This is a genomic window from Nonomuraea sp. NPDC049269, assembly GCF_043197155.1.
Lineage (GTDB): Bacteria > Actinomycetota > Actinomycetes > Streptosporangiales > Streptosporangiaceae > Nonomuraea.
This window is the reverse complement of record NZ_JBICSO010000001.1, coordinates 1682499-1707625: the sequence shown is the minus strand read 5'-3', so window position 1 is coordinate 1707625 and position 25127 is coordinate 1682499. Positions and strand designations below refer to the sequence as shown.

The 25127-nt window shown below is 69.4% G+C and carries 28 protein-coding genes, 1 tRNA gene and 1 pseudogene; 22 read left to right on the top strand and 8 right to left on the bottom strand.

Annotation, left to right across the window (positions count from 1 at the left end; translation table 11 throughout):
- Window positions 1-31 precede the first annotated feature (31 nt).
- The 5 genes from ACGFNP_RS07920 (at window position 32) to ACGFNP_RS07900 (ending at window position 4595) form a co-directional block, all read left to right on the top strand.
- A complete protein-coding gene (locus ACGFNP_RS07920; RefSeq protein WP_393316073.1) occupies window positions 32-895 on the top strand; it encodes an SAM-dependent methyltransferase in 864 nt (287 codons plus the stop codon).
- Between the two features lie 111 nt (window positions 896-1006).
- Complete coding sequence (locus ACGFNP_RS07915; RefSeq protein ID WP_393316070.1) at window positions 1007-1132, top strand: hypothetical protein; 126 nt, start codon at window positions 1007-1009, stop codon at window positions 1130-1132.
- Window positions 1133-1286: 154 nt separating this feature from the next.
- Window positions 1287-2201 carry a SagB/ThcOx family dehydrogenase gene (locus ACGFNP_RS07910; RefSeq protein WP_358318760.1) on the top strand — a complete coding sequence of 305 codons (915 nt, stop codon included), beginning with the start codon at window positions 1287-1289 and terminating at the stop codon, window positions 2199-2201.
- Complete coding sequence (locus tag ACGFNP_RS07905; protein WP_393316067.1) at window positions 2198-3229, top strand: TOMM precursor leader peptide-binding protein; 1032 nt, start codon at window positions 2198-2200, stop codon at window positions 3227-3229. The genes ACGFNP_RS07910 and ACGFNP_RS07905 overlap by 4 nt, the downstream gene beginning before the upstream one ends.
- On the top strand, window positions 3222-4595 hold the full coding sequence (locus tag ACGFNP_RS07900; RefSeq protein ID WP_393316064.1) for a YcaO-like family protein: 1374 nt from the start codon (window positions 3222-3224) through the stop codon (window positions 4593-4595). The genes ACGFNP_RS07905 and ACGFNP_RS07900 overlap by 8 nt, the downstream gene beginning before the upstream one ends.
- 424 nt (window positions 4596-5019) lie before the next feature.
- On the opposite strand, the gene ACGFNP_RS07895 is transcribed toward ACGFNP_RS07900, so the two are convergent.
- Window positions 5020-5322: a hypothetical protein gene (locus ACGFNP_RS07895; RefSeq protein WP_393316618.1), complete on the bottom strand. Its 303-nt coding sequence runs from the start codon at window positions 5320-5322 to the stop codon at window positions 5020-5022.
- Here ACGFNP_RS07895 and ACGFNP_RS07890 point away from each other — a divergent pair.
- The 8 genes from ACGFNP_RS07890 (at window position 5254) to ACGFNP_RS07855 (ending at window position 14537) form a co-directional block, all read left to right on the top strand.
- Window positions 5254-5535 (top strand): hypothetical protein, encoded by a 282-nt coding sequence (locus tag ACGFNP_RS07890; RefSeq protein ID WP_393316061.1) that lies wholly within the window; start codon window positions 5254-5256, stop codon window positions 5533-5535. The two genes, ACGFNP_RS07895 and ACGFNP_RS07890, sit on opposite strands and share 69 nt — an antisense overlap.
- Before the next feature lie 86 nt (window positions 5536-5621).
- Window positions 5622-6335, top strand: a complete 714-nt coding sequence (locus tag ACGFNP_RS07885) for a TetR/AcrR family transcriptional regulator C-terminal domain-containing protein (protein ID WP_393316058.1) — start codon at window positions 5622-5624, stop codon at window positions 6333-6335.
- A 181-nt stretch (window positions 6336-6516) separates the two neighbouring features.
- Window positions 6517-7869, top strand: coding sequence for an aminotransferase class III-fold pyridoxal phosphate-dependent enzyme (locus ACGFNP_RS07880; protein WP_393316055.1), 1353 nt, complete (start codon window positions 6517-6519; stop codon window positions 7867-7869).
- Between the two features lie 50 nt (window positions 7870-7919).
- On the top strand, window positions 7920-9893 hold the full coding sequence (locus ACGFNP_RS07875) for an acetoacetate--CoA ligase (protein ID WP_393316052.1): 1974 nt from the start codon (window positions 7920-7922) through the stop codon (window positions 9891-9893).
- The gene (locus tag ACGFNP_RS07870; protein WP_393316049.1) at window positions 9890-11233 is read left to right on the top strand and encodes an MFS transporter; all 1344 of its coding nucleotides are present in this window, start codon (window positions 9890-9892) and stop codon (window positions 11231-11233) included. The genes ACGFNP_RS07875 and ACGFNP_RS07870 overlap by 4 nt, the downstream gene beginning before the upstream one ends.
- Window positions 11233-12270: a phosphotriesterase gene (locus tag ACGFNP_RS07865; protein WP_393316046.1), complete on the top strand. Its 1038-nt coding sequence runs from the start codon at window positions 11233-11235 to the stop codon at window positions 12268-12270. Before ACGFNP_RS07870 ends, ACGFNP_RS07865 begins: the two co-directional genes overlap by 1 nt.
- Window positions 12271-12286: 16 nt before the next feature.
- Window positions 12287-13249, top strand: coding sequence for a phosphotriesterase (locus tag ACGFNP_RS07860; protein ID WP_393316043.1), 963 nt, complete (start codon window positions 12287-12289; stop codon window positions 13247-13249).
- A gap of 31 nt (window positions 13250-13280) precedes the next feature.
- A complete protein-coding gene (locus ACGFNP_RS07855; protein ID WP_393316040.1) occupies window positions 13281-14537 on the top strand; it encodes an aspartate aminotransferase family protein in 1257 nt (418 codons plus the stop codon).
- A gap of 6 nt (window positions 14538-14543) precedes the next feature.
- Here ACGFNP_RS07855 and ACGFNP_RS07850 read toward each other — a convergent pair whose 3' ends face one another.
- Complete coding sequence (locus tag ACGFNP_RS07850) at window positions 14544-14816, bottom strand: hypothetical protein (RefSeq protein WP_358318771.1); 273 nt, start codon at window positions 14814-14816, stop codon at window positions 14544-14546.
- Window positions 14817-15288: 472 nt separating this feature from the next.
- On the opposite strand from ACGFNP_RS07850, the gene ACGFNP_RS07845 reads away from it, so the two are divergent.
- Window positions 15289-15510: a hypothetical protein gene (locus ACGFNP_RS07845; protein WP_358318773.1), complete on the top strand. Its 222-nt coding sequence runs from the start codon at window positions 15289-15291 to the stop codon at window positions 15508-15510.
- The gene (locus ACGFNP_RS07840) at window positions 15507-15812 is read left to right on the top strand and encodes a hypothetical protein (RefSeq protein ID WP_358318774.1); all 306 of its coding nucleotides are present in this window, start codon (window positions 15507-15509) and stop codon (window positions 15810-15812) included. The genes ACGFNP_RS07845 and ACGFNP_RS07840 overlap by 4 nt, the downstream gene beginning before the upstream one ends.
- A 50-nt stretch (window positions 15813-15862) precedes the next feature.
- Here ACGFNP_RS07840 and ACGFNP_RS07835 read toward each other — a convergent pair whose 3' ends face one another.
- From ACGFNP_RS07835 to ACGFNP_RS07825, 3 genes and pseudogenes are all read right to left on the bottom strand, one after another.
- Window positions 15863-16168, bottom strand: a complete 306-nt coding sequence (locus ACGFNP_RS07835; RefSeq protein WP_358318775.1) for a hypothetical protein — start codon at window positions 16166-16168, stop codon at window positions 15863-15865.
- Between the two features lie 193 nt (window positions 16169-16361).
- Window positions 16362-17180: pseudogene (locus ACGFNP_RS07830) on the bottom strand (NAD(P)H-binding protein); the annotation flags it as partial.
- Between the two features lie 202 nt (window positions 17181-17382).
- Window positions 17383-17459, bottom strand: a tRNA-Pro gene (locus ACGFNP_RS07825).
- Window positions 17460-17543: 84 nt separating this feature from the next.
- Between ACGFNP_RS07825 and ACGFNP_RS07820 the strand changes: the two genes are divergently transcribed.
- The 4 genes from ACGFNP_RS07820 (at window position 17544) to ACGFNP_RS07805 (ending at window position 19486) form a co-directional block, all read left to right on the top strand.
- The gene (locus tag ACGFNP_RS07820) at window positions 17544-17969 is read left to right on the top strand and encodes a hypothetical protein (protein WP_393316035.1); all 426 of its coding nucleotides are present in this window, start codon (window positions 17544-17546) and stop codon (window positions 17967-17969) included.
- A gap of 69 nt (window positions 17970-18038) precedes the next feature.
- Window positions 18039-18584, top strand: a complete 546-nt coding sequence (locus ACGFNP_RS07815; protein ID WP_358318777.1) for a hypothetical protein — start codon at window positions 18039-18041, stop codon at window positions 18582-18584.
- A gap of 5 nt (window positions 18585-18589) precedes the next feature.
- Window positions 18590-19285 (top strand): hypothetical protein, encoded by a 696-nt coding sequence (locus ACGFNP_RS07810; RefSeq protein ID WP_358318778.1) that lies wholly within the window; start codon window positions 18590-18592, stop codon window positions 19283-19285.
- A gap of 6 nt (window positions 19286-19291) precedes the next feature.
- Window positions 19292-19486 carry a hypothetical protein gene (locus ACGFNP_RS07805; protein ID WP_358318779.1) on the top strand — a complete coding sequence of 65 codons (195 nt, stop codon included), beginning with the start codon at window positions 19292-19294 and terminating at the stop codon, window positions 19484-19486.
- 70 nt (window positions 19487-19556) lie between these two features.
- On the opposite strand, the gene ACGFNP_RS07800 is transcribed toward ACGFNP_RS07805, so the two are convergent.
- Window positions 19557-19970 carry an ATP-binding protein gene (locus ACGFNP_RS07800; RefSeq protein ID WP_358318780.1) on the bottom strand — a complete coding sequence of 138 codons (414 nt, stop codon included), beginning with the start codon at window positions 19968-19970 and terminating at the stop codon, window positions 19557-19559.
- 15 nt (window positions 19971-19985) lie between these two features.
- Window positions 19986-20756: a SigB/SigF/SigG family RNA polymerase sigma factor gene (locus ACGFNP_RS07795; protein ID WP_358318781.1), complete on the bottom strand. Its 771-nt coding sequence runs from the start codon at window positions 20754-20756 to the stop codon at window positions 19986-19988.
- Between the two features lie 176 nt (window positions 20757-20932).
- Between ACGFNP_RS07795 and ACGFNP_RS07790 the strand changes: the two genes are divergently transcribed.
- A complete protein-coding gene (locus ACGFNP_RS07790; RefSeq protein ID WP_358319213.1) occupies window positions 20933-21289 on the top strand; it encodes an STAS domain-containing protein in 357 nt (118 codons plus the stop codon).
- Between the two features lie 13 nt (window positions 21290-21302).
- On the opposite strand, the gene ACGFNP_RS07785 is transcribed toward ACGFNP_RS07790, so the two are convergent.
- Window positions 21303-21962, bottom strand: coding sequence for a GAF and ANTAR domain-containing protein (locus tag ACGFNP_RS07785; protein ID WP_358318782.1), 660 nt, complete (start codon window positions 21960-21962; stop codon window positions 21303-21305).
- A gap of 118 nt (window positions 21963-22080) precedes the next feature.
- On the opposite strand from ACGFNP_RS07785, the gene ACGFNP_RS07780 reads away from it, so the two are divergent.
- Entirely contained in the window at window positions 22081-23913 is a 1833-nt protein-coding gene (locus ACGFNP_RS07780; protein ID WP_358318783.1) for a SpoIIE family protein phosphatase, read from the top strand.
- Between the two features lie 108 nt (window positions 23914-24021).
- Complete coding sequence (locus ACGFNP_RS07775; protein WP_358318784.1) at window positions 24022-25125, top strand: glycosyltransferase; 1104 nt, start codon at window positions 24022-24024, stop codon at window positions 25123-25125.
- Window positions 25126-25127: the final 2 nt, after the last annotated feature.

Here is a 25127-nt window from a genome sequence, read left to right as displayed (position 1 = left end):
AGATCACCCGCTCTCTCGTAAGGCCTTTCCTATGACTGTCTCCGAGCTCGACGCCGCCGCACATCGCCGCTGGCTGGGCAAGACCATGGCGCTGAGCTGCGGGCTCTGGGAGGGGACGAACGACCTCGACGCCGCCCAGCTCGCGAAATACCGGCTGCTGAGTGACTGGGCGAAGGTGACCGTCCAGTCACGCGTCCTCGACGTGGGCTCGGGCTACGGCGGCCTCCTGCGCTATCTGAGCCAAGAACACGGTGTGGCAGCCGCGTGTGGTGTCGACGCCTCCGATGAGGCCTGCCGGGAGGCCGGGCAGTTGCGGCTGCGCGGGGTGACCGTCCACCAAGGCGACTATCGCGCCTTCACCCCCGACCGACCCTACGACGCGGTCGTCAGCATCGGGCTCCTGGAGAACGTGGACGGCACGCCCGAGACCTACGCGGAGTTCTTCGCCCACGCACACGCGTGGACCAGACCGGGCGCCCATCTGGCGCTGGAGAGCACGATCCGGGGGCACAGCGCGCGCTGGCCGGCCGAGGCGGCACAGTATGTCGAGGCGATGCGACGCCTGCGCCTGACCGGCACCCTTCTCACGCTCGACCAGCTCCTGGCCGCCTGCGGACGTTGGTGGGAGCCGATCCACGTGCGGACCCACCGCGACGACTACGCGCGCACCTTCGCGACATGGGCCGCCCAGCTGCGCAGGTGCTGCGATCAGCTCGGAAACGTCGAGCGCGACGAAACGGCACTCGCCGACTGGCTGCAATTCACCACGACGGGCACGGCGCTGTTCCAGCAGGGCGCCCTGTCCGTCGCGCACCTCGGACTACGCCGGATAGATCAACCAGAGCGTCTGCCGACCGCACCGGTCCCACGAGACCCCGCAAGTCCGCAGGCGTGAAGACACCCGGGCACCGGCCCGGCTCAAAAGCCCCGCGATCAGACATCGCGTGGATCCCGTGAGGCACGTAGTCCTCACGGCGGCATTCTCATTCACGGAAGGAGAAAGACAATGCTTTCGACGATCAGCTCGACCGAAACACTGAGCGCCTGCTCGATTGAGACGGACGACGGCAAGCTTCTGGTCGCCCCGATCACCAGCAGCAGCAGCTCAGCCGCCGTCGCCATGGAGGAGTAACGAGACAAGGGGGTGGGGGGGGGGGGGGGGGGGGGGGGGGGGGGGGGGGGGGGGCCCCCCCCCCCCCCCCCCCCCCCCCCCCCCCCCCCCCCCCCCCCCCCCCCCGACCCCTGCCATGACTGATGCCGCCCACCTCGTTCAAGGATCGGTACAGATGGAGAACTCGCCGGTGCTGCGCTCGGCGCTCGGCACCAACTTCTTCCGTGCGGCCGGCCCGTGGCTGGACAGCACGGCCTTCCACACCAATCAGCTCCGGCACTCCCATCTCGGGATCTCCCGGTCGGCCTCGCCCGCCGAGGAGTTCCTGTACGCCGGCCGGCTCCGCCGCCACGACCGTCAGCTGCAGCGCTCGGTGGCCGACTACCTCACGACCGCGAGCATGGAGACGCTGAGCCACACCGATGAGGAGAGCATCCCCGCGACGCGCCGCGTCGAGCTACCGGATTCGGCGCCGGCGCGGATGGCGCTGGATGAGGTGATCGCGGCCCGGCGCAGCATCCGCTCCTTCAGCGGAGCCCCGGTGACGCTGTCCGAGACCGCCGCGCTGCTACGGGCTGCCGGAGCGTGCTTCGGCCACGAGGCCGGCCGGCCGCACCGCGCCGTCCCCAGCGGCGGCGGACTGTACCCGGTCGAACTCCACCTCGCCGCACGCGAGGTGACTGACCTGGAGCCGGGCCTGTACCGATACGCCCCTCGCCTGGACTGCCTGGACCGCCACGGCGGCCCCCGGCAACTGGCCGCGCTCCTGCGCTGTGGCCTTGACGAGCTGCCCGACCTACTGCCGATCGACCGAGCGGCGCTCGTCGTGCTGTTCGTCGGACGCCCCTGGCGCTCGATGCGCAAGTACGGCCCGCGCGGGCTGCGCTTCGTGCTGCACGAGGTGGGGGCGATGGCCCAGCATGTCCATCTCACCGCGACCGCGCTCGGCCTGGCCGGCACGGACTGGTCGACCTACTACGACGAGGAGGCCCACGAGGTCCTCCGGGTCGACGGCCTGCGGACCGCCTTGCTGCATCTGATCGTCCTCGGCCGGCCGGGCGGCCGACCGCTTCCGCAGGAGAATACGTGACACAGTCCGCATCACCGCGCATCAAGCGGTCATTCTCGGTCATCGGGCATGACCCCGACACGGTCGAGCTCAGGCAGGGCGTGTGGAGCGCCACCTCGCACACCATCACCGACGAAGCCCGGCGCGGCTGGCTGTTCCCGGTGGTGAACGCTCTGGACGGCTCCCGGGACGTGGCCGAGCTCGCCGCGCGGGCGAACATCGGCATGGAGGAGATGTCCTCGCTCCTAGAGCAGTTGCGGACGCTCGACGTGATCGAGGACGGTGCGACGAGCGCGCTCGACCACTACCTCGACCGCTACGCCGACTTGCTCGCCGGGCCGCCGCCACCCACCCGCCCGATACGGGTGATCGGCGACGGCGAGATGGCCGCCCGCGTCACGGAGCTGATCGCGGCCAGCGATCCGGAGCTCGACGTGGCCGACGCCAGCGACGATCCCGTCCTCGGGGTGCTCAGCGCCGCCGACACCGGCTGGACCACGCACGGGCTGCGGCTTCACGAAGTCGCCGAGACGTTCGCCTCCTGGGAAGGCGGCATCACCGTGTGGGCCGATACGCGGGTGGACCCGGTAGCGGTGAGCTTGTTCAACCGGATCGCCCTGGAAGTCGGCATGCCCTGGCTGCACGGCACCATCGATGGGCCCTTCCTGTTCGTCGGCCCGACCTTCCACCCGGGCCGCGGCCCCTGCTACACCTGTCTGGAAACGCGCATCACGATGAACCTCGCCGACGGCGCGGGCTACCACCGATACAAAAACGCGCTCACCAGCGCACAAGCGTCGGGGGGACGTCCGCCCATGCTGCCGGCGCTGTCCTCGCTGCTCTGCTCCCATCTCGCCTTGGAAGCGATCAACCTTGCCCATACGGGCGCCTCCTTCACCCATGGCAAGATGCTGTGCATCTACCTCCCCACATGGGAGACGACCGTCAACGAGGTCCTGCAGATCCCCGGCTGCCCGGCCTGCTCGCCGGTCGCGCAGCGCGACGAAGCCGAGCTCTACTTCCAGGCCAAAGAGTGGCTCCATGGCTGACCAGCGCACCGCCGCGCCGGCCGCGCGCCTCGTCCCACGGACCACACCCTTCGACACGGGCACCCGGGTGCTGGCCCGGCGCATGCTGAACCCGGTGTGCGGCCTGATACCGCGGCTGAAGTTCAGCGCCCGCTCACGTGGCGAACCACGCATCGCCATCGCCGGCGCCGAACTCACCGGCGTGCACGTTCTGTACGGCGCCCGACCGATCCCCGCCGAGCGCCACCACCTGGGCGGGGCCGGCATCCTGCTCGACGAGCCCCTCATCAAGTCACTCGGGGAGTCGGCCGAACGTTATTGCCACCACTCGTTCCTCGCCCTGCACCGCGACCGGCTCCTGTTCGCCAGTCACCGCGCAATGAGCAGCCGCGCCCGCGGGATTCCGTCCGATCAGTGCCTGTCCTTCTTCTCTGACGAGCAGCTCGGCCGCGACGGCTTCCTTTTCGAGCACTTCGACCCCGAGGCCCCGATGAGCTGGCTGCCCGCCGACTCGCTCACCTCGGACGAGCCCTACTGGATGCCCGCCCAGCTCACGCTGGTCGGCTACCTGCCCCGGCGCAAGGACGGCGAGCCCTGGGTGAACGCCGCGGTGACCACCGGCACCGCGACCCACAGCGACCCGGGCAAAGCCCTGCTCGGCGCGGTGGAGGAGCTCATCCAGCTCGACTGCGTGATCGGGCATTGGTACGGCGGTCAGCCCTCGATCAAGATCCTTCTTGACGGCCGGCTGCGGGCCCTCGCCCTGTTGATCGACCGCCACTGGTCGCCAGGCACGCCGCCCCCGGAGTTCCATCTCCTGCCCAGTCCCGACCTGCCCGGCTTCACCATCGCCTGCGTCTACCGCGACGAGCACCCCGGCAATGCGCCGGTCGTCGCGGGCCTGGGCAGCGACCAGCGCCTGGGCCAGGCGATGTACAAGGCCCTCCTCGAAGCCGTCGCGGTGTTCCGCTACGCCAACTGGATGGCTGCCAAGTCCGCCATCGAGGACAGTAACGCCACCGACAAGGACCGCTTCTTCGATCTCGACGACAACGTGGCCTATTACACGGATCCGGCCAACGCCGCGATCATCGACAAGCGCTTCGCCGTCCACGTGGAGGCCTCGGCGAGCGACCTGCCCCCTGACGCGGCCCCAGACCTCCGCACCCGCGTGAAAGCGCTGGTGGCAGCCTTCGCCAGGACCGGGAAACAGCTCGGCTACGTCGACATCACCACTCCAGACGTCCGCCAGCTCGGTCTCACGGTCTGCCGCGTCTGGTCCCCGGACACCCTCAGCCTGTGCCCGCCCAGCGCGCCGCCCCTGCTGCACAAGCGATTCGCCGACTACGGCGGCGCGACCAACCCCGAGCCCCATCCCTACCCTTGATCAACCCACGGTCAAGCGCACCGTCGCGTCCACGCAGGCCGGCCGGTCCCGGATGGGACCGGCCGTCCGGCGTGAGCGGTGAGCCGCGGGGTCAGAGGCGACCGAGCATGCCGAGTTGGTCGCTGCTGACAGGAGGCAGGCACCGGCATGCTCGACCTCTGGGACCGCCGCTCCTAAGAACAGCCTTGCCATCCTGGTGAGGGTGCTGCAGCAGGCTGTCCGGGACGGCATCATCGATCGCAGTCCGGCCAAGGTCTCCGGCTGGCAGCGGAGCACCGGCGGGCGGAGGACGGACCGGATGACCCGCGTGCGCCGGCGTTGCCGGACTGGGCTGCGCTGGAGCGGCTGGCGAACGCGCTCGTGGCACGCTCAGCCGACGCGTACGCGGGCTGGGGCGAATAGCCACCGGACGACGGACTCGTGATTAATCACGCTCTTCCACCTCGATCAGGATCTCAACGGTGTCGCATTCCGGGGCGGAGGCGAGCAGCCGGATCTTGCCGGTGCCGGTCGGGCGCAGGATGGCGAGGGCGCGGCCGTCGTAGGTGCGGCGCTCGGTGGCGTCGAAGCGTTCCTCGGTGTCCGGGTCGGCGCTGCCGAAGCCGAGCAGGACGCCGTCACCCGAGACCTCCAGCGTTATCGGGCAGTCGGCAGAGGTGTGGAGGGTTCCGTCCGCGTCGGTCAGGGTGAGGGTGACGTAGGCGAGGTCGCCGCCGGTCGCCGTGATGATCGGCCGATCGGCCTGGGCATGCAGGCGCAGGGGGATCGTCTCGGCCAGCCGGCCGGAGGGGTTGACCCGGCCGGTCAGCAGATCGGCGATCGCGCCGCCGCCGGCTTGATGGAGGCGTTGCTGCGCGAACTCGACACCAACGGGTATGGCCCGCCCGCCCGTCCTGACTTGAGGTCCAGCGTGCGATTGGTCGCCGGCGACACCACTTGAGGGTGACGATCGAGCTCGATCGTCAAAACGTCGACACGGGCTAACGTTTGGTTCGTCTTGACTGGTCGTCTACGGAAGGAAACTGGATGAGCGAGGGCAGTGGTCCGCAGAGCCGTGCTCGGCGGGAGGCTCGCGCGCCGTTGTCGCGTGAGGAGGTGGTGGACGCTGCTCTGCGCTACGTGGACGAGCACGGACTGGAAGCGCTGACCATGCGCGCGCTCGCCAAGGAGATGGGGGTCTACCCCACGGCGTTGTACTGGCACACCGGCACGAAGGCGCAATTGGTGGCAGCGGTCTCGGCACGGGTGCTGGAGGAGATCGTCCTGCCGTCCGAGCAGGGCACGGCTTGGGACGATTGGCTGATGGCGATGGCCCGGCTGTGCCGAGAGGCGATGCACCGGCATCCGAACCTCGCTCCCATCATCGGCTCCCAGTTGGTGGTGACCACGACGGCGGTTCCCTTCGTGGAGCGCGTGGTAGGCGTTCTGGAGCGGGCCGGATTCGCCGGGGAGGAGCTCGTCCACGTCTACAACGCGGTGATCGGGTTCGTGCTCGGATGGATCACCCTGGAACTTTCCGCAGGACCCGCCGATGCCAAGGACGGCTGGCAGAAGGGCTTCGCGGCGGAACTGCGGGCGGTCAACCCCAACGTGTTCCCGGCGTTGACGCGCAACCTGCCACTGCTGGAGAACAACGCCTTCCTGACCAGATGGGACTCCGGGCGGGACAAGCCCATGGATGGCAGCTTCACCATGGCTTTGGAGCTGCTGGTCAGAGGACTGCGTTCCAAGATCTCCTGAGGCGGCCGAAGGGCGGCTGCCCCCGCTGAGCATCGAGGGGGGAAAGGCGAAGTTCACGCACGCCTCTTGCTCTTGTCCGTTGTACAAGACATCCTGTACCTCGTACAAGCGATGAGAGTCCTGTTTGTGATCTTTCATCCAGGAATGCCCGCATGTGCTCGGACTCCAGGAGCCACCACCCATGAACCACCCGCCGCCCCCGCAACGCACCGCGATGCAGCCCGACGGCAGCCGCCTGATCAAGTTCTTCTTCGGCGAGGAGCTGCCCTTCGTCAGCCACGGTCGTGGGGTCTTCGTGTACGACACCGACGGCCGCCGCTACCTCGACGGATGCTCCGGCGCGGTGACCGCGAGCCTGGGCCATTCCGATCCTGAGGTCTTGCGGGCCATGCGCGAGCAGGCGGAACGGATCACCTTCGCGCACCGCGGGACGTTCCACAACGCGCAGGCCGAGCAACTGGCGGAGCGGCTGGGCGCCATGACCGGCTATCCCTATGTTTTTCTGTGCAACAGCGGGTCCGAGGCGGTCGAGACCGCGCTGCGGCTGACCCTGCAGTACTGGCGGGAGCGGGGCGAGCCCGAGCGGGCAAGGTTCGTCTCCCATGCGGTGAGCTACCACGGCGCCACCCTCGGCGGGCTGTCGCTGTCCGGCCATCCGCAGCGCCGGTGGGTCGCCGAAGCACTGCTCCACGGGTTCAACGAGCTCACGCCGCCCTACGCCTACCGGTTCGCCCAGGGCCGCGACGACGCGGCGTTCACCGCGTTCCTCACCCAGGGGGCGGCTCGCGTGCTGGACTCCCACGGCCCCGCCGCGGCCGGCGTGGTGGTGGAGCCCGTCGGTGGCGCGGCCGGCGGTGCCATCACACCGCCCGACGGCTACCTTCCCGCGCTGGCCGGCCTGTGCCGCGAGCGCGGGCTGCCGCTGATCGCCGACGAGATCATGACCGGCTTGGGCCGTACCGGAACCATCCTGGCCGCGCAGCACTGGGGCGTACGACCCGACCTGGTGGTCCTGGGCAAGGGGATGGGCGCCGGTTACGCGCCCGTGTCGGCGGTGCTGGTCAGCGAGCACGTCATCGACACCATCGCCGCCGGGACCGCGTCGGTCACCAACGGGCACACCTACGGCGGCAACCCGCTCGGCAGCGCCGTCGGGCTCGCCGTCCTGGAGGCCATCGAGTCCCGGGATCTGGTGGCGAACGCCGCAACGCGCGGCAAGCAACTGCGCGCGGGTCTGGAGAACCTGGCCGGGCGGCACGAGGTCATCGGCGAGGTTCGCGGCCTCGGCCTGCTCCAAGGGCTGGAACTGGTCAGCGACCGCGCGACCCGAAGCCCCGGCGAGCCCGTCGGCTCCCTCACCCGCGCGATCGTCCTCGCGGCCCGCGACCACGGGCTGCTCCTCTACCCGGCGACCGGCGGGATCAACGACGCCGTCCTGGTCGCCCCTCCGCTGACCATCACCGCCGAGGAGACCGACCTGCTGCTCGAACTCCTCGACGGCGCCCTGACCACGCTGAAAAGCCCCCTCACATGACGACACCACCGTGCGCGCCCGGGACACCGCCATACCAAGGAGGCGATCACATGAACGAGCCGGAGATGCTGCGCGAACCGGCTCCTGACGCGCGCCGAGCCACGGCGATCGGCGACTATCTCACCTGGCTGGAGCGCACCCGGGATCTCGCTTTCACCGGCTACCACGACCTGCACCGCTGGTCAGTCGAGGACCTCGAAGGCTTCTGGTCGTCGATCTGGGACTACTTCGACGTCCGCGCGCACACCCCCTACGACCGGGTGCTCGGCCGGCGGGAGATGCCCGGAGCCGAGTGGTTCCCCGGCGCGACCCTCAACTACGCCGAACACGTCCTGCGGCCGACGGGAGCCGCGCCCGGCGACATCGCCGTGCTGGCGCATTCGCAGACCCGCGGACCACTGGAGCTGTCCTGGGAGCACCTGGCCGACCAGGTCGCCCGCGCCCAGGCCGGCCTGCGCGGCCTCGGTGTCGGCCGAGGTGACCGGGTCGTGGCCTACCTGCCGAACATCCCGGAAACGCTCGTGGCGTTCCTGGCGACCGCGAGCCTGGGGGCGATCTGGTCGAGCTGCGCACCGGAGTTCGGCGCCCGTGGCGTCATCGACCGGTTCTCCCAGATCGAGCCCACCGTCCTGCTCGCCGTAACCGGGTACCGCTACGGCACGAAGGACATCGACCGGCGCGACGAAGTCGCGGCGATCCGCACCGGACTGCCGACCCTCCGTCACACCGTCCACGTACCGTACGGGCCGGGGGAACTCGCCGGCACGGTCGCCTGGGCGGACCTGCTCGCCGGACCCGCCGAACCCGGCTTCGACGCCGTCCCGTTCGCCCACCCGCTGTACGTGCTGTTCTCCTCCGGCACCACGGGCAGACCCAAACCGATCAGCCACGGCCACGGCGGAATCCTGCTGGAACACCTGAAGAACCACTCCCTCAGCTGGGACCTGGGCCCCGGTGACCGCATGCTGTGGTTCACCACCACCGCATGGATGATGTGGAACGCACTGGTCTCCGGGCTGCTCGTGGGCGCCTCGATCGTGATGATCGACGGCAACCCGCTCCACCCCGGCCTGGACTGGCAGTGGCGACTGGCCGAGGAGGCCGGCGCCACCTTCATGGGCGCCAACCCCGGATTCCTGATGGCCTGCCGCAAAGAAGGCCTCACCCCGGCCAAGGACCACGATCTGTCCCGGCTCCGGCAGATCGGAGCCGCGGGAAGCCCGCTGCCCTCCGAGGGATTCCGCTGGGTGCACGAGCAGTTCGGCCCCGGTGTGCTGCTCAACGTGGGCAGCGGCGGCACCGAAGTGTGCACCGCAATCTTGCAGGGCAGCCCACTGCAGCCGGTCTGGGCCGGCGAGATCTCCGGCCCCTGCCTGGGCGTCGCCGCCACCACCTACGACGAGCCGGGCAACGAGGTGACCGACGTGCTCGGCGAGTTGGTCATCACCCAGCCCATGCCCTCGATGCCGATCGGCTTCTGGGGCGATACCGACGGCTCCCGCTACCGGGACGCCTACTTCGACACCTACCCGGGCGTGTGGCGGCACGGCGACTGGGTGCGCTTCACCGCGGCGACGGGCAGCTGCACGGTGGCCGGACGCTCGGACGCGACCCTCAACCGGGGCGGGGTGCGCCTGGGCACCGCGGAGTTCTACCGCGTCGTCGAAGAACTGCCCGAAATAGACGACAGCCTGGTCGTGCACCTGGAGGACAGCACCGGCGGCCCCGGCCAACTGCTCCTGTTCGTCGCCCTACGTGACGGCGTCGAGCTGGACGATGCCCTGCGCCGGCGGATCACCATCGCGCTGCGAGAGGCCCTCTCCCCGCGCCACGTGCCCGACGGGATCACCACCGTGCCGGTCATCCCGAGGAACCGTACCGGCAAGAAACTCGAACTGCCGGTGAAGAAGATCCTGCTGGGCGCCGCACTGTCCGAGGTGGCGAGCCGCGACACCCTGGCCGACCCGACCTCGCTGGACGCATTCAACGCCCTGGCGACCCAGACCCCTTGGAGGCATTCATGACCACCGACAACCCCGACTCGAACCGTAGCGATGTCCTTCAAACAGAAAAGGCGGTCAAGCGCCGCGTCCTCATCTCCAGCTATGTGGGCAGCGTGGTGGAGTGGTACGATTTCCTGCTGTACGGCACCGCGTCGGCCCTGGTCTTCAGCAAGATCTTCTTTCCCGCGGTCGATCCGGGCGTCGGCCTCATCGCCTCGTTCGGCACACTCGCCGTGGGGTACGCCGCGCGGCCGCTCGGCGGCATCCTGTTCGGCCACTTCGGCGACCGCCTCGGGCGCAAGCGGATGCTGGTGACGAGCATCCTGCTGATGGGCGCGGCCACCCTGCTCATCGCGGTACTGCCGACCTACGATCAGATCGGCGTCTGGGCCCCCATCCTCCTCATCGTGCTGCGGCTGCTGCAAGGAGTCGCGGTCGGCGGCGAGTGGGGCGGTGCGGTGCTCATGACGCTGGAACACGCGAAGGGAAACCGCCGCGGCCTGTGGAGCAGCGTCGCGCAGATGGGCGCCCCTTCGGGCCTGCTGCTGTCGACCTGGGTGTTCTCCCTCGTCTCAGGACTGCCCGAGGACCAGTTCCTGTCGTGGGGCTGGCGGATCCCCTTCGCCGCCACGGTGATCCTCATCGCGGTGGGGCTGTGGATCAGACTCGGCGTGGCGGAGAGCCCTGTCTTCGAGCAGGCACGCCGCGCCGACAGTGACCGGCCCGCCCGGCCGCCCATTGTCGAGGTGCTGCGGACCCGTCCGCGCGTGGTCGTGCTGGCGGCCCTCATCGGATTCGGTCCGTTCGCCGCCAACTCGGTGCTCATCACCTTCGTGATCGCGTACGCGACCGGGGCCGGCTACCAGCGCTCCACAACACTGAACGCGCTGATGATCGCGTCCGTGGGCTCGATGCTGTGCCTCCCGCTGTTCGCCGCGCTGTCCGACCGGTACGGCCGGCGTCCCATCTACATCACCGGCGCGATCCTCCTGGCGCTCACCTCGTTCCTGCTGTTCCAGCTGATCAACACCGGGTCCGTGCCGCTGCTCGTGCTCGGGTACGTTCTCGCGCTGGCCGTGCACGCGGTGATGTACGGGCCGATGGGCGCCTTCATGGCCGAACTGTTCGGCACGAAGACCCGCTACACCGGCGCCTCGCTCGGTTACCAGCTCGCCTCGGTGCTCGGCGGCGGACTCGCCCCCCTGATCGCCACCAGCCTCCTCGCGGCGGGTGGCGGTGCGCCGCACACCATCTACGTCTCGGTCTTCATGGCCGGGTCCTGTCTGATCACCGCCGTGGCCGCCTACCTCGCGCACGAGACCAACAAGGTCAGCCTCGCCGATCACCCCGCGGACGCCTAGTGGGCGAGAGCGGCGTCGTTTCGACCGTGCTCGGGCCGGTCTCCGCGGATCGGCTCGGGCACGTTCAGACCCACGAACACCTCCTGTGCGACCTCACCCGCTATCTCGGCGAAGGCGAGGCGCACGACGATGAGATCACGCTGGAGAATCTGTACGAGACACGGGTAGATCGCCGTAACCGGCTGGACATGCGCCTTGATGACGTGCGGACCGCGGCCGCCGAGCTCACCGAATTCCGCACGGCCGGTGGCGGGACGATCGTGGAGGCCACCTCCAGAGGGCTCGGCCGCGACCCCTCAGGGTTGCGCGAGATCGCCGAGAGGACCGGTGTCCACATCGTCATGGGCAGCGGCTACTACACGGCGGCCTTCCATCCGCCGACGGTCGCGACCATGACCGAGGAGGACATCGCCAAGGAGATCGTCGGCGACATCCTCGACGGCGTGGACGGGACCGGGGTGCGCGCGGGCGTCATCGGCGAGATCGGGCTGTCCTGGCCGCCCCACCCCGACGAGGTCAAGGTGCTGAAGGCCGCCGCCGTCGCGCAGTCCGAGACCGGAGCCGCCCTGCTGATCCACCCCGGCCGCCACGCGGACGCCCCCAAGGAACACCTCAATGTCGTCGTCGAGGCCGGCGGCGATCCAGCCCGGACCGTCATGTCGCACATCGACCGGACGCTGACCGAGCAGGACGACATGCGTGAACTCGCGGACACCGGCTGTGTGCTGGAATTCGACCTGTTCGGCACCGAATCCGCCTACTACCCGCAGGATCCCGGCTTCGACATGCCCAACGACGGCACCCGCGTCCGCCATATCAGGGAGCTGATCGCCTCGGGGTACGGCGACCGCGTCGTCATCGCCCAGGACGTCTGCCGCAGAACCCAGCTGAGACGTCACGGCGGTGAGGGATACACCCACATCCTGCGGCGGGTCCTGCCACTGATGCTGGCACGTGGCCTCGACCCGGACGACATCCGGCGGCTCACCCGGACCACACCCGCCCGCCTGCTCTCCCTTACCCGGCAAAACCGTTAGGAGCCGAATGTCATCAGTGACGACTGTTCTCGGCCGGATCGACCAGAAAGACCTGGGGTTCGTCCTGCCGCACGAGCACCTGTTCATCAACCTGATGCGGGAGCGCCGTGCCGACGGCCTGCTGATCGACGAAGACCTCGTCGCCGCGGAGGTCCGGGCCTTCCGCGACCTCGGCGGCGCCACGGTGTTCGACCTCACCAGCGCCGAGCTCACTCATGGGGCGGCGATGGACGCCGGGGCGCGACCGTACCCGCCGGGAGCCACCCGCGATCCGGCGAACGTCGAGGCGGTGCGCCGGGTCGCCGAGGCCACCGGCGTACAGGTCGTCCTGGGCACCGGCCACTATCGTGACCCGTACCTCGACCTGGAGTGGATCGACCGGCACAGCGTCGAGCAGATAGCGGAGGAGATCGTACGCGATCTCACTGAGGGGTTCCCGGGCACCGACGTCCGCGCCGGTCTGATCGGTGAGGTCGGGGCGGACAAGTGGTACATCTCCGCGGCGGAGGAACGTTCCCTCCGCGCCGCCGCCCGAGCCCAGCGACAGACCGGCGCCGCGATCTACACGCACGCGGCGCGATGGCCGGTCGGCCTGCCCCAGCTCGACCTGCTGGTCTCCGCGGGCGCGGACCCGGAGCGGATCGCCATCGGGCACTGCGACCTGGTGCTCACCCCCGGCTACGCCGGGCAGATCGCCGCGCGGGGGGCCTACGTCGGTGTCGACACCATCAACACCGACAGCGCGGTAGAGGCCGAGCGCCGGGTCCGCATGGTGATGGGCCTGGTGCGGGCCGGCCACATCGACCGGGTGCTGCTGTCTCACGACGTCTGCCTGGTCTCCCAGCTCCGCGCGTACGGGGGCGGCGGTTACGTGTTCGTTCCCGGCGGCTTCCGGGAACAGCTGCTCCGGGCCGGCCTGGACCCGGGGGAGTACGACCACATCACCCGGGCGAACCCCGCCCGGCTCGTTTGCCGCTGACGCTTTGGCACGGCTTGGAAGAAGGAAGATCATGACCACCGTTGGAGCCGACCGCCTGGCCGATCTGGTCGCCGAGTACCGCGCCCGGACGCCCCGATCGGCCGCGGCCCACGAACGCGCCGCCCGGGTGCTGCCCGGCGGGGAGACCCGGTCGATCACCACCTATCCGCCCCATCCGGTGATCGTGGCCGAGGGGCACGGCGCCCGCCTGCGCGACGTCGACGGTCACACCTACCTCGACCTGGTCAACAACTACACTTCGCTGGTTCACGGCAACGCGTTCCCGCCGGTCACCGAGGCCGTCACCGCGATCCTCGCCGGCGGCCTGGCCTTCGCCAGCGCGCACCAGCGGCAGATCGAGCTGGCCGAGCTCCTGGTGGACCGGGTGCCGTCGGTCGAACGCGTCCGGTTCACCAACTCCGGCACCGAGGCGTCCATTCTCGCCTCCCGCCTGGCCCGCCGGGCCACCGGGCGGAAGGCGCTGCTGATGTTCGACGGGGCCTACCACGGCAGCATGCCACCACTGCTGCCGGGCGAGCCCGACGTGGTCGCCGTGCCCTACAACGATCTCCACGCCGTCGGCGAGGCGCTGACCGACGACGTCGCCGCCGTCTTCGCCGAGCCGTTCCTGGGCGCGGGCGGAGTCGTCCCCGCGGCGCCCGGTTTCCTCGCCGGGGTCCAGGACCTGGCCCGATCCCGCGGGGCGCTGTTCGTCCTGGACGAGATCCAGGCGCTCCGCAACGGCGTCGCGGGCGAACAGGGCAGGCAGGGGCTGTCGCCCGACCTCACGCTCCTGGGGAAGATCATCGGCGGCGGGATGCCGATCGGCGCCGTAGGCGGCCGTGCGGACGTCATGCTGCTCGCCGCCTCCACCACCCCCGGATCCATCACCCACTCTGGAACGTTCAACGGCCACCTCGCCGCGGCGGTCGCCGGCGCGGTGACGCTCCGCCATCTCGACGCACCGGCCATCTCCACGCTCGAAGGCCACGCCGTACGGCTCGCCGAGGCCGTCACCGCCGCCGGACGGGACGCGGGGCTGCCGCTGACCGTGACCCGCGCGGGCTCCATCCTCAACGTCCACTTCGCCGCCGAGGCGCCGTCCGACGCCGCCGGAGTACGCGCCGTCGCGTCCCCGCTGCTCGCCGCACTGCACCTGGCGCTGCTGCTGGAAGGGGTCTACACCGCGCCGCGCGGCCTGATCAACATGTCGACCGCTCTCACCGACGACGACATCGACCGTGCGGCGGCTGCCTACTCCACAGCACTCCGGCGTATCGCCTGGTGAGTGCTTTCACGGTTCGAGGTGCGGGTAGCGATAGTCGCGTACCGGGAGGTGGTTGCGTTCGACGGCCCCCGGGCCGGCGAAGCGGATGAGGTTCCAGACCGCGGCGGGGTCGGACGCGAAAACCGCTCCCGTGGCCCCCATATCCGGCGGCCACGGTGGGCGGGGGCGTTCGCCGCCGCAGGCCTCGGCGAGAAGCCATGCCTTCGCGTACGGTCGAGGACCGGCGGCGAGACTCGGCATGGTCGGCACCCCGCATCCGACCTTGATCAGTGCCGTCAAGACGACTAGCCTGATCGCCGTGCTGTCGGAAGGCGGGGCCGAGGCGGTCGCGTCACGCGGAAAGAACCCCGACCACGACGAGCCGCTCGACCACGCCGCCATGGAGTTTGGACCGACTGACGATGAGCGCAGAAGAGGATTTCAAGCAGGTCGGCGCCGAGCTGGCCGACCTGGGTGTACGGATCTCCAGAATGATGGGGAGTCCCGCGCTCAAAGATCAGGTGGGGAAGGTGTTCGCCAGCCTGCAGCGCGACGGCGCGATGGTGTTCCGGCTGGTCAGGGATACCCCCGAGCACACGGCCGCGCTCGAGCTGCCCGGGGCGTCTCTCTTCGACCCCTCGGGGCAGGGCAGGGCGGTAAAGGACTGGGTGGTCGTGCCCCACTCCTCGGCCGAGCGATGGACGGATCTGGCCGAGGCCCGCCCTCAGCCGCCCACGCTGACGTTCCACGCCGCCTCAAGGAACCGCCGGGCTTGGGCGACGAGGAGACGATCCCGCTGCCGTGCCGCACCTGGCATCTACAGTCGTTCGACCTGCCGGTGCTGGCATGGATACCTCACGACCCGAAGTCGGCGGCGGTGCTCTCGGACGGTAAGCGTGCCAGGAAGTCCTTTCATCGATCCGCGCTGATACACGGCACGGTCCACCTGGGCTATGCCATGAGACACCACGCCAAGAAGGCGGTGGCGCGATGAGCAACCCCTGGCCACCCCGGATAACGATCGATCCGCTCGTTATCCCCGAGACTCAGGCAGTCCCGTACAACGACCCCCAAACCCCGCCACCCACCAGTCCCGACCAGCAACCACCCGCCGAGCCCGGCATGATCCCGCTGACGGTCGCCGAGATCGAGCGCCTGTTCAACGCCGTCACCACCCGCACACCGTCACGGGAACGCACCGCCCACTGGTCAGCCTGGCGCCGCCGTCACCAAGCACGCGCCCGCTGGTTCCACCAACGAACCCGCCTGACCGCCGCATATATCCAGCTCATCTAACGAATGGCGGCTGCGTATCAGGCTGAGTCAGCCCTCCAGGCGCCGTTGAATCAGTACTTCTTGGTGCTGTAGGCATGCCCAACAGCTTTGCGGTGAGAGCTGGGGCAGTGAGCCTCCGACTGGTCGCCCACATATTTCCAAGGGCCGCGAACCTTGGTGGTGGCCGACCCGTTGGAGCAGGTGGCGATCGCCTGCACGTATCCCGCTCCAGACGTGCAGTGGGCCCAGGTGTACTCGTGCCGGTAGCCGTACCCGCTGCTACATCCGGACGGCCCGGGCTCGGCGTTGGCCACGCCGGGAGTGAGGGAGACGACTGCCGCTGCGGCGACGAGGGTCGCCAACATCGTGATCTTCATGAGCCACCACCCTAGAGAGCCAGCCACGCAAAGACCTTCAATAGCGACAAAGTCCTCCCTAGAAATGTCTTGAAGATCTTGGTGAGTGGGTCGGCAAGAGCTGGCTCGCCCTCTTGCCATGCAGTGATCGGGACGAGAGTCCAGGTACCGTTGGTGTGGGTGAGTCCGAGGTTGATCAGGCGGCGGAGGTTGATCAGGCGGCGGAGGTTGAGTACGGCGGCGCGACTGCCCATCGGGCATAGGTGTGGGCCGGATGGCCAAGGATCCGCTCGACCTCCCCGGTGATGACCGGTGGCCGGTCCACCTTCTCGGCCTGCGCCGTAAGAAGGGCATCGACGAATCCGGCGTCGAAACCACGTACGATCATGTCTTCCCGGGTTGCCTCCGGCGGTAGCTCCTGAAAGCGGAGTGATCGCCCCATTGCCGCACCGATAGCGGCAACTATCTCGGGCTGCGTGAGCGACTTCGGCCCGGTCAGCACTATTCTCTGCCCGAGCAGGTCATCGGTGAGCAACGCGCGGGCGACAACCGCCGCGACGTTGATCTCGTGGACGGGAGCGGTCCGCCACTCGGCGAACGAACCGCGCACCACGTTCCCGGCGAGGAGTTCGTCGCGCCATATGGCTCGTGTAGTGGTGGCGAGGAAATCGACCTGGAGGATCACCCACTCCAGACCGCTGGCGACGACAGCCTCTTCGGCTTGCCTGTTCCACGCGCCAATATCGCGAAGAGGCTTCCCGTCGTAGCCGTCTTCAACGCTCGCCGACAGTGTCACCACGCGCCGCACGCCGTGCTCACTAGCGAGATCCACCAGCGCAGTGACGGCATGTCCGACGGCACTCGGATTGATGAACAGAGCGGTGACGCCGCGCAGTGCGGAGACCAAGGTCTCAGGCTGTGAGGGGTGGCCCTGAACGTACTCGACGAGAGTGCCGGTTCCGACGTGATCCAGGTTGCGGACGACCGCACGGAAGCGGGGGCGGTCCTTCTGGTTCACGAGATTGTTGACGAGGGCCCGTCCAACTCATTCTGCGGCCCGTGTGAGGTGTGGCCCGCACGGGGTCGGCCGTCACCGAAGCCGTCCACCGTAAGCAGATCCGCCCCATACTCCTGCAAGGAGCTGCGGCGATGACGATCTCTTCGCCCGCTAGTCACTCACCAATGCGAAAGGGTGCCACCTATTCGAGTGACACCCTTACCGACCAGTGAAAACCTGGTCGGGACGACAGGATTTGAACCTGCGACCCCTTGACCCCCAGTCAAGTGCGCTACCAAGCTGCGCTACGTCCCGGTTGTGTCGATCACCCCCTGCGGGGCGAGACGTCATAACCTTAGCGCACATCAGAACCGCACGTGTACTCAGCAGGAGGGGCTCGTGGGGCGCAGGCCGACCGTCGATCGTGGTGAGCTGGCTCGGCTCGTCGCCGAGGGGATGAGCGTGCAGGAGTTGGCCGCGCATTTCGGGGTGAGCGAGTCCGGGGTGTTGCAGGCCAAGCGGGCCGCGGGCCTGGCCAAGCCGATGCTCGATCACAGCCGGGCCCTGCCGTGGAAGCTGGAGCGCGGGCACGCGCAGTCCGGGCCCGCGACGAACCTGCGGAACCTGTCCGCCGCCGCCCAGGGGAAGCCGCCGGCGGCCGAGCGGTTGAACACCGCGTTGCGGTGGGCGCAGCGGCTTGTCGATGCCGGGCTGGACGTCGATTACGACAGCGTCAGCGGGTTCAGGGAGGTCGCGGCGGCCCCTGGTGGCTCTCACGTCGCAGTGGTGCTCGGAAGCGCCAGGAAAGCGCTGGAAGGCCGCTGACACCGGCGTTTCGGACGTTCGTACGAGGGCAGTCGCTGGTCTCGACCATAGAGACCGGAGGCGAACAACATGTCCACCTTTATCTGGGTGGTCGTCGTCGTGATCGCGGTGGTGGCCCTTGCCGCAGTCGGCTACGTGGTGGTGCAGCAGCAGCGCCGCAGCCGCCTCCGCGCACGTTTCGGCCCCGAGTACGAACGCCTGATGGCGGAGCACAACAGCAGGCACGACGCGGAGCAGGAGTTGCTCGCCCGTGAGCAGCGCCACTCCGAGCTGGGCATCCGGCCCCTGCCGGAAGAGTCGCGGGATGGCTACGCCACCCGGTGGACCGAGGTGCAGGAGCGCTTCGTCGACGCCCCCGGGTTCGCGGTGACCGAGGCCGACCAGCTGGTCACGTCGGTCATGGCCGAGCGGGGCTACCCGACGGAGGGATTCGAGCAGCAGCTGTCCGACCTGTCGGTCGGGCACGCGGCCACCCTGGACCACTACCGGACGGCCCACGAGATCAGCGGGCGCGCCGCCAGGAAGGAGGCCTCCACCGAGGACCTCCGCCAGGCGATGGTGCACTACCGCGCGCTCTTCGAGGAACTCCTGCAAGAGACCACGCGAGGACGGTGACAGATATGACGAGCAGCGACGAGCTCAAGGTGCCGTCGCAACGGGCGGACCATGCCAACGACGAGGACGAGCGCGAGGACGACCCTTCACGCGAGCACCTCGACGAGCGCGCCTCCGGCAGCGGGTACGGCCCGGCGGACGACTTCCGTACGGACGACCCGTCAAAGGAGGACGAGTTCCGCGCGAACGACACCCCCACGGCCGATCTCACCAGAGACGACGGCGAGAAGGACGGCGCCCGCCACCACGAGCCGTACGCCCCTGCGGACGGCGACATGCTGGCGGCCCCCGAGCCAAGCCCCAGTCCGGACCCGGCGCACGCCGAGTACAGCGACGAACAGGACGACGACGTACACGAGCTCGTGGCGGTGGAAGGCGCGCCGGCCCACGCGGCGCCTCCCGAGTCCGTCGTGCTGTTCGACCACGACCCGGCCGAGGTGCAGGCCCGCTGGCGCGAACTGCAGACCTCGTTCGTGGACGACCCGGGCGACGCCGTCCAGCGGGCCGAAGGGCTCGTCGACGAGGTCGTCGAGGAGCTGACCAGCAGCCTGACGGCCCGCACCGGCGAGCTGCGCGAGCGCTGGAAGGGCGCGGGCGACACCGAGCAGCTACGGCTGGCTCTGCGCGAGTATCGCGTCGTGCTGGAGCGGCTGCTCACCCTGTCCGGGCATGAATCCGGCTCGGCCCACGAAACGAGGTAACGGGACATGCTGGCGATAGTCGCGGCGATCATTTTCGGTCTGGGTTTCCTGCTCGACCTGCTGAACGTGAGCATCGGGTCGGGGATCTCGGGCACGACGTTCATGCTGCTCGGTCTGACGCTGCTGGCGCTGCACCAGGCCGGCATCGGTACGGGCAGCGTCAAGAGTTACGGCGGCTGGCGGGGCCGCACCCGTCGGTAGTCAGACGGACGAAGCACACCAGAAAGGCGCGCGGCGCACTCGGTCACGAGGCGCCGCGCGTACATGTCATTCAGGTCTTGCTGGGGAAACGCATGGTGACCGTGCTGCCCTCGCCGCCGACCCGCAGTGACAGGTCGGAGGAGAGCAGGCGGGCCACCCAGAGTCCCATCCCGCCCACGGAGCCGGGCATCGGCCCGGGCTTCCAGGTGCCCTCGTCGTGTACCTCGACCACCAGCTCGCCGTTGTGTACCCAGGTGCGGAGCTGCGCGTCGACCGTGCCGTGCGTGACGGCGTTGGTGGCCACCTCGTTGACGGCGATGACGAAATCGCCCACCGCCTCCTCCGCCATGCCCACCCCCCGGGCCTCGGACGCGGCGAACTGCCGGACCCGTGGCAGGTCCGGCAGCCGGAAGCTCAGCTCTTTCACCGGCGCGCCAGGTGGCGGACTGATGGAGCCCGCCTGAGGATCGACATCCCCGTTCACCCGGTAACCGCCTTATCAGCCGACTAGCTCACTACGTAGCTGGTCCAGCACTTTACGGAGGATTCGCGATACATGCATCTGAGAGATGCCGAACTCTGCCGCTATTTCGGCTTGAGTCATGTTCCCAAAGAAACGAAGGAGCAGGATGTGCTTCTCGCGCGACGGGAGAGCGTTGATCAGCGGCTTGACCGCCTCCCGATCGACCATCTTGCTCAGCGTGTCGTCGTCCTCCGGGATGACGTCGCCGAGCGAGGCGGCGTCGTCGTCGGTCCCGAGCGGCGCGTCGAGCGACAGCGTGCTGTAGGCGGCGGAGGCGTCGAGCGTGAGCAGGACGTCCTCCTCACTGATGTTCATCTTCGCGGCCAGTTCGGCCACGGTGGGGGAGCGGCCGAGGTCCTGGCTGAGGTCGGCGACGAGCCGGTTCAGCTCGGATCGGCGCTCCTGGTAGAGGCGCGGCACCCGGATGGCCCAGGTGCGGTCGCGGAAGTGGCGCTTGACCTCGCCGGTCATCGTGACGACGGCGTAGCCCCTGAAGGCGTGGCCGAGGGTCGGGTCGAAGCCGTTGACGGCCTTCATCAGGCCGACGTACGCGGCCTGCAGGAGATCCTCCAGGGGCTCGCCGCGGTAGCGGTAGCGTCTGGCGATCTCCATGGCGAGCGAGCGGTGCATCTCGACGATGCGTTCCCGCAGGCGTTCCTTGTGGCTGTCGGGAGTGGCTTCGCCGGCCATTTCGGCCAGCAGTTCTTCGGCGGTCAACTCCTCGAGGACGTATTCCTGCACAGCCATCGCTGCTCCTCATATGGGTCGCAGGGCGGCCTCCACCTGCAGAAAAAGCCCAGGCAGAGGCATGCCTCGCTCTACATCCGAGACGGAAGCCCTCTGCTGGACTTCGGATCCAGTGTCCCCCCTGAAGGCGGAAGTATTCCTCCTTCGCGTGGTGACAGTAAGGTTGCCCCGTGACAATGCCGGAGAACGGCGAAGGGGCGGTGACGGCCCTGAGCCTTACGTCGTCGACCGTGGACGAGATCACGGTGATCAAGGTCGATGGCATACTCGACGCCACGACGCGCGAGCAGTTCGCCGACTACCTCTCGCTGGCGGGCTCCGAGCTGATCCTGGACCTGTCCGGGGTGACGTTCATGGACTCGCGCGCGCTCGGACTGATCGTCCACCATTGGCAGACCAGCCTGGCGTCGGGGGCCAGGTTCGCGCTGGTCGGCGTGGAATATTCGAAGTCGAAGGTGATGTGGATCACCGGGCTCGCGCAGCGGCTGCCGCTGTACGACACGCTCGACGACGCCTTGGCCGCCATTGGCTGAGCGCGATCCGAGATCACTTGCGGCGGGATTTCTTCTGGTGCTCCTCGACCAGGAGCCTGGCCAGATCCGCCACCTTGACCTGATGGTGCTGTGAGATCCGGCGCAGCTCCTCGAAGGCGCCCTCGGCCGAGCAGCCGCTGGTCTTCATGATGATGCCCTTGGCCTGGTCGATCACCGATCGTCCGGCCAGGGCCTCGTGGAGCTGGGCGGCGTCGGTACGCGCTTCCTCGAAGTCCCAGAGGTTGGCCATGGCCACGCCCACCTGCTCGGTCAGCATGTCGGCCAGCGCCTGTGCGGCCTGCGGGGAGAAGGCGGACGGCCGTACCGAATACAGGCCGATGACCAGCAGGACGGGGTCGAGCCGGATCGGCACGGCCAGCACCGAGCGCACGCCCCAGCGGGCGGCGAGCGGGGCGTAGCGCGGCCAGCGCGTGTCGCTCAGCACGTCCGTCACGACCACCCGGCCGCCGGTCAGCCGGGCCTCGGTCGACGGGCCCTCGCCGATGCCGCGCTCGCCTTCGACCAGCATGATCAGCTCGCTGTGCGAGCCCGACACCAGCACCCGCTGGTCACGCCAGTGCTCGGCGGAGCCGCCCGAGCAACCGGGCACTCCGTCGGCGAGCGCGGTCGTCAGGCCGCGCAGCACACTTTCCGTTGAATTGTCTTCGCCCAACCGCCCGAGAGTCGCCAGGTTACGGGCAAGTCCGGGGGTGATCATCGCTGTTGATTTCATAGCAAGCAAGCCCTACCCCTTATGGCTAGCATTATCCAGCGTGGCGTAGCGTCAGAGGATGACCATGCCCGGCCTCGAACATGCCCTGGACGCTCTGTCCGGACGTGTTTCCTCCCTGCGCGAGGCGCGGGCGGCCTACCCCTCCGACCTGGCGCCGACTCTAGACGCCGCGCTCGCGGAGCTCGACACCGCCGCCGAGTTGCTCGCCGAGGCGCGCGAAGCACTCAAGAACGCCTCCAAACGGCAAGGCGGCAAGAAGGACGGGACCCAGCGGGAGCTGAAGCTGCTGCGCCAGGTCTACCGGGCCTTCCCCGTGCCGGTGATCGTGCTCGACGGCGGCGGCGTCGTCAGGCGGATCAACCCCGAGACCTCGCAGATGCTGGGCAGTCCTGACGGCTACCTGGTGGGCCGGTCGTTCCCGCTGCTGGTGGACGTGTCGCGGCGGGCGGCGTTCCGCTCGCACCTGACATCGGTGCTGCAGACCGGGCAGCCGGCGGCGTTCGAGTCACGGCTGGCGCACCAGGGCAGGACCCACACGGTCCAGGTGGCGCTGACCCGCCTGACGATGCCCGGCGAGCCGCAGCAGATGGTGGCGGCCGTGGTGCTGCCGACCGAGGTGCAACTGCCCGAGCCCGGCGCGCGGCGGCCTGAGCAGTCGGACGGCGCGCTGCTGCTGGCGGCGGCCAAGCGCCAGGACCTGCTGGCCACGATGACCACGCTGCTGCTGGAGGAGGAGGCGCTGAGCCAGCCGGTGGCGCTGCCGAGGGCGACGCGGCTGCTGGCGGCCGGCTGGGCCGACTGGGTGATCGCCGACATGGTGCGCGACGGGCTGGCCCGCCGCGCGGCCGTGGTGGCGCCCAAGGACCACCCGCTGGGCGATCTGGTGCGGCAGGTCGAGTCCGCCGCCCCGGCCGCGAGCCAGGTGGTGACCCAGGTCCTGGAACGCGGCTCCGGCGTGGTGCACGAGATGGTCGACGACGAGACGCTGCTGGGCTTCTGCGCCGACGGGCCGCTGCTGACCGCGATGGGCGCGGGTTCGATGCTGTGCGTGCCCATCGGCCGGGAGGACGGCGTGCTGACGCTGGTCAGGGCGCACGACCGGCCGCCGTTCACGCTGGCCGACCTCGGGGTCATGCAGGAGGTCGGACTCCAGCTCGGGCTCGCGGTGCGCGCGCAGAGCAGCTTCCAGAGCCGATCACGGGCCGCCGACGCGCTGTCGGCGACCGTCGCGCCGCGCAATCTGCCGGACGTGCCCGGGTACGAGGCCGCCGCGATCTACAACCCCGGCGCGTCGGTCGGCGCCGAGTTCTACGACGTCTTCCCCGTCGCGGACGGCTGGGCGTTCGCGCTCGGCGGCGCCGCGGGCAAGGGCGAGGAGGCGGCGTCGGTCAGCGCGATGGTCAGGGGCGGGGTGCGGGTGCTCAGCGTCTGGGAGTCCGATCCCGACGTGGTGCTGCGCAAGGTGAACGAGGCTCTGGTGTCGCAGGGCACCGGCATGTTCGTGATGGTCGTGGCCGGGTTCGTGCGGGGCCGCAGGATCCGCCTGTCGTCGGCGGGGCACCATCCGGCCGCGCTGCTGCTGCCCGACGGGAGCGTCCGGTTCGCCGCGGGTGGCGGCGTGCCGCTGGGCATCTCGCCGGAGGCCGAGACCGAGGCCGAGGAGCTCAAGGTCGCGGTGGGTGAGACGCTGGTGCTCTACTCCGAGGGGCTGATCTCCTCCAGGAACGAGGTCGGCGAGCCGTACGGCGAGGAGCGGCTGGCCGATGTGCTGGGCAGATGCGCGGGTCAGGCGCCGACGACGATCGTGAAGGCGGTCGAGGCGGACCGGCACGCGTTCTCCGGTGGGCAGGTTTGGGATGAGATCGTGGTGCTGGCTCTCCGTGGTGTCTGATCTGCGGGGGTTTGCGGATGAGCCATCTACGGGTAAGGTCATGACCAGAGAACGACGTGCCTAAGACGCAGGCACACCTTGAAGGCTGGTTTAACGCTGAGGTGTGCCATGAATATCGCGATCGTCGCTTCCGCCACAGGCAACAAGCGTCACCAGATTCTCTCCGTCGCACGTGAGCTGGGACGCGATCATCACGTCACGATCTACTCCCGGCGTGACAGTGCCGAGGGAAAGCCCAGGACGCGGGTGGCCCCGGGCGTCATGCTGGAGCACATCGACGTGGGCCCGCTCCGCGATCTCACCTCCACCGACGTCATGCCGTACCTCAAGGATGTCGGCCAGTACCTCAGCCGGCGGTGGAACCAGGAGACGCCGGACGTGATCCACGCCCACTCCTGGACCGGCGGCCTCGCCGCCGTCAGCGGCGCCAAAGGGCTGCAGGTGCCGGTCACGCAGACCTTCCACTCGATCGACACCACGCACCTGAAGCTGGAGCTCGCGCTCGGCCGGAGCGCCAGAGCGGTCATCGTCGGCTCAGGTGACGAGGAGTCGGCGCTGATCCGGCTCGGCGTCCCGCGCCACAACATCGCCGTCGTGCCGTACGGCGTGGACACCGAGCGCTTCCACCGCCAGGGCCCGGTGGCCACGCGCGGCAGCCGCAAGCGCCTGCTGCACCTCGGCCCGCTCACTCCCGAACGCGGCGCCCCCACGATCATCCGCGCGCTGCAGGGCCTCCAGGACGTCGAGCTCGTGCTGGCGGGCGGCCCCGAGCCGGAGCTGCTCGACGAGGACCGGGAGGCGCGCCGCCTGCGCGCCCTGGCGCAGCAGCTCGGCGTGGCCGACCGCGTGACCCTGCTCGGCCAGGTCAAGCGGGCCGCGGTGCCCAAGCTCATGCGCAGCGCCGACGCCGTGGTGTCGGTGCCGCGCGAGGCCACGACGGGCGTCGTCGCGCTGGAGGCCATGGCCTGCGGCGTACCGGTCATCGCCTCGGCCGTCGGCGCGCACCTCGACTCGATCATCGACGGCGTCACCGGCCTGCTGGTGCCGCCGGACCGTCCCGCGCGGACCGCGCGCCTGGCCCGCGAGCTGCTGACGGACCCGACGCTGCGCACCGCGCTCGGCTACGCGGGCGCCGACCGCGCCCGTTCGCGCTACTCGTGGGAGCGGGTCAGCCAGGAGCTCGTGCGGGTGTACGAGCTCGCCTGCGCTTAAAG

What these genes read in the sequence shown, in the direction of transcription:
- ACGFNP_RS07920 (WP_393316073.1), top strand. Translation starts at nt 32, where the DNA reads ATGACTGTCTCCGAGCTCGACGCCGCCGCACATCGCCGCTGGCTGGGC.
- ACGFNP_RS07915 (WP_393316070.1), top strand. Translation starts at nt 1,007, where the DNA reads ATGCTTTCGACGATCAGCTCGACCGAAACACTGAGCGCCTGCTCGATT.
- ACGFNP_RS07910 (WP_358318760.1), top strand. Translation starts at nt 1,287, where the DNA reads ATGGAGAACTCGCCGGTGCTGCGCTCGGCGCTCGGCACCAACTTCTTC.
- ACGFNP_RS07900 (WP_393316064.1), top strand. Translation starts at nt 3,222, where the DNA reads ATGGCTGACCAGCGCACCGCCGCGCCGGCCGCGCGCCTCGTCCCACGG.
- ACGFNP_RS07885 (WP_393316058.1), top strand. Translation starts at nt 5,622, where the DNA reads ATGAGCGAGGGCAGTGGTCCGCAGAGCCGTGCTCGGCGGGAGGCTCGC.
- ACGFNP_RS07880 (WP_393316055.1), top strand. Translation starts at nt 6,517, where the DNA reads ATGAACCACCCGCCGCCCCCGCAACGCACCGCGATGCAGCCCGACGGC.
- ACGFNP_RS07875 (WP_393316052.1), top strand. Translation starts at nt 7,920, where the DNA reads ATGAACGAGCCGGAGATGCTGCGCGAACCGGCTCCTGACGCGCGCCGA.
- ACGFNP_RS07870 (WP_393316049.1), top strand. Translation starts at nt 9,890, where the DNA reads ATGACCACCGACAACCCCGACTCGAACCGTAGCGATGTCCTTCAAACA.
- ACGFNP_RS07855 (WP_393316040.1), top strand. Translation starts at nt 13,281, where the DNA reads ATGACCACCGTTGGAGCCGACCGCCTGGCCGATCTGGTCGCCGAGTAC.
- ACGFNP_RS07840 (WP_358318774.1), top strand. Translation starts at nt 15,507, where the DNA reads ATGAGCAACCCCTGGCCACCCCGGATAACGATCGATCCGCTCGTTATC.
- ACGFNP_RS07835 (WP_358318775.1), bottom strand. Translation starts at nt 16,168, where the DNA reads ATGAAGATCACGATGTTGGCGACCCTCGTCGCCGCAGCGGCAGTCGTC.
- ACGFNP_RS07815 (WP_358318777.1), top strand. Translation starts at nt 18,039, where the DNA reads ATGTCCACCTTTATCTGGGTGGTCGTCGTCGTGATCGCGGTGGTGGCC.
- ACGFNP_RS07810 (WP_358318778.1), top strand. Translation starts at nt 18,590, where the DNA reads ATGACGAGCAGCGACGAGCTCAAGGTGCCGTCGCAACGGGCGGACCAT.
- ACGFNP_RS07805 (WP_358318779.1), top strand. Translation starts at nt 19,292, where the DNA reads ATGCTGGCGATAGTCGCGGCGATCATTTTCGGTCTGGGTTTCCTGCTC.
- ACGFNP_RS07795 (WP_358318781.1), bottom strand. Translation starts at nt 20,756, where the DNA reads ATGGCTGTGCAGGAATACGTCCTCGAGGAGTTGACCGCCGAAGAACTG.
- ACGFNP_RS07790 (WP_358319213.1), top strand. Translation starts at nt 20,933, where the DNA reads ATGCCGGAGAACGGCGAAGGGGCGGTGACGGCCCTGAGCCTTACGTCG.
- ACGFNP_RS07780 (WP_358318783.1), top strand. Translation starts at nt 22,081, where the DNA reads ATGACCATGCCCGGCCTCGAACATGCCCTGGACGCTCTGTCCGGACGT.
- ACGFNP_RS07775 (WP_358318784.1), top strand. Translation starts at nt 24,022, where the DNA reads ATGAATATCGCGATCGTCGCTTCCGCCACAGGCAACAAGCGTCACCAG.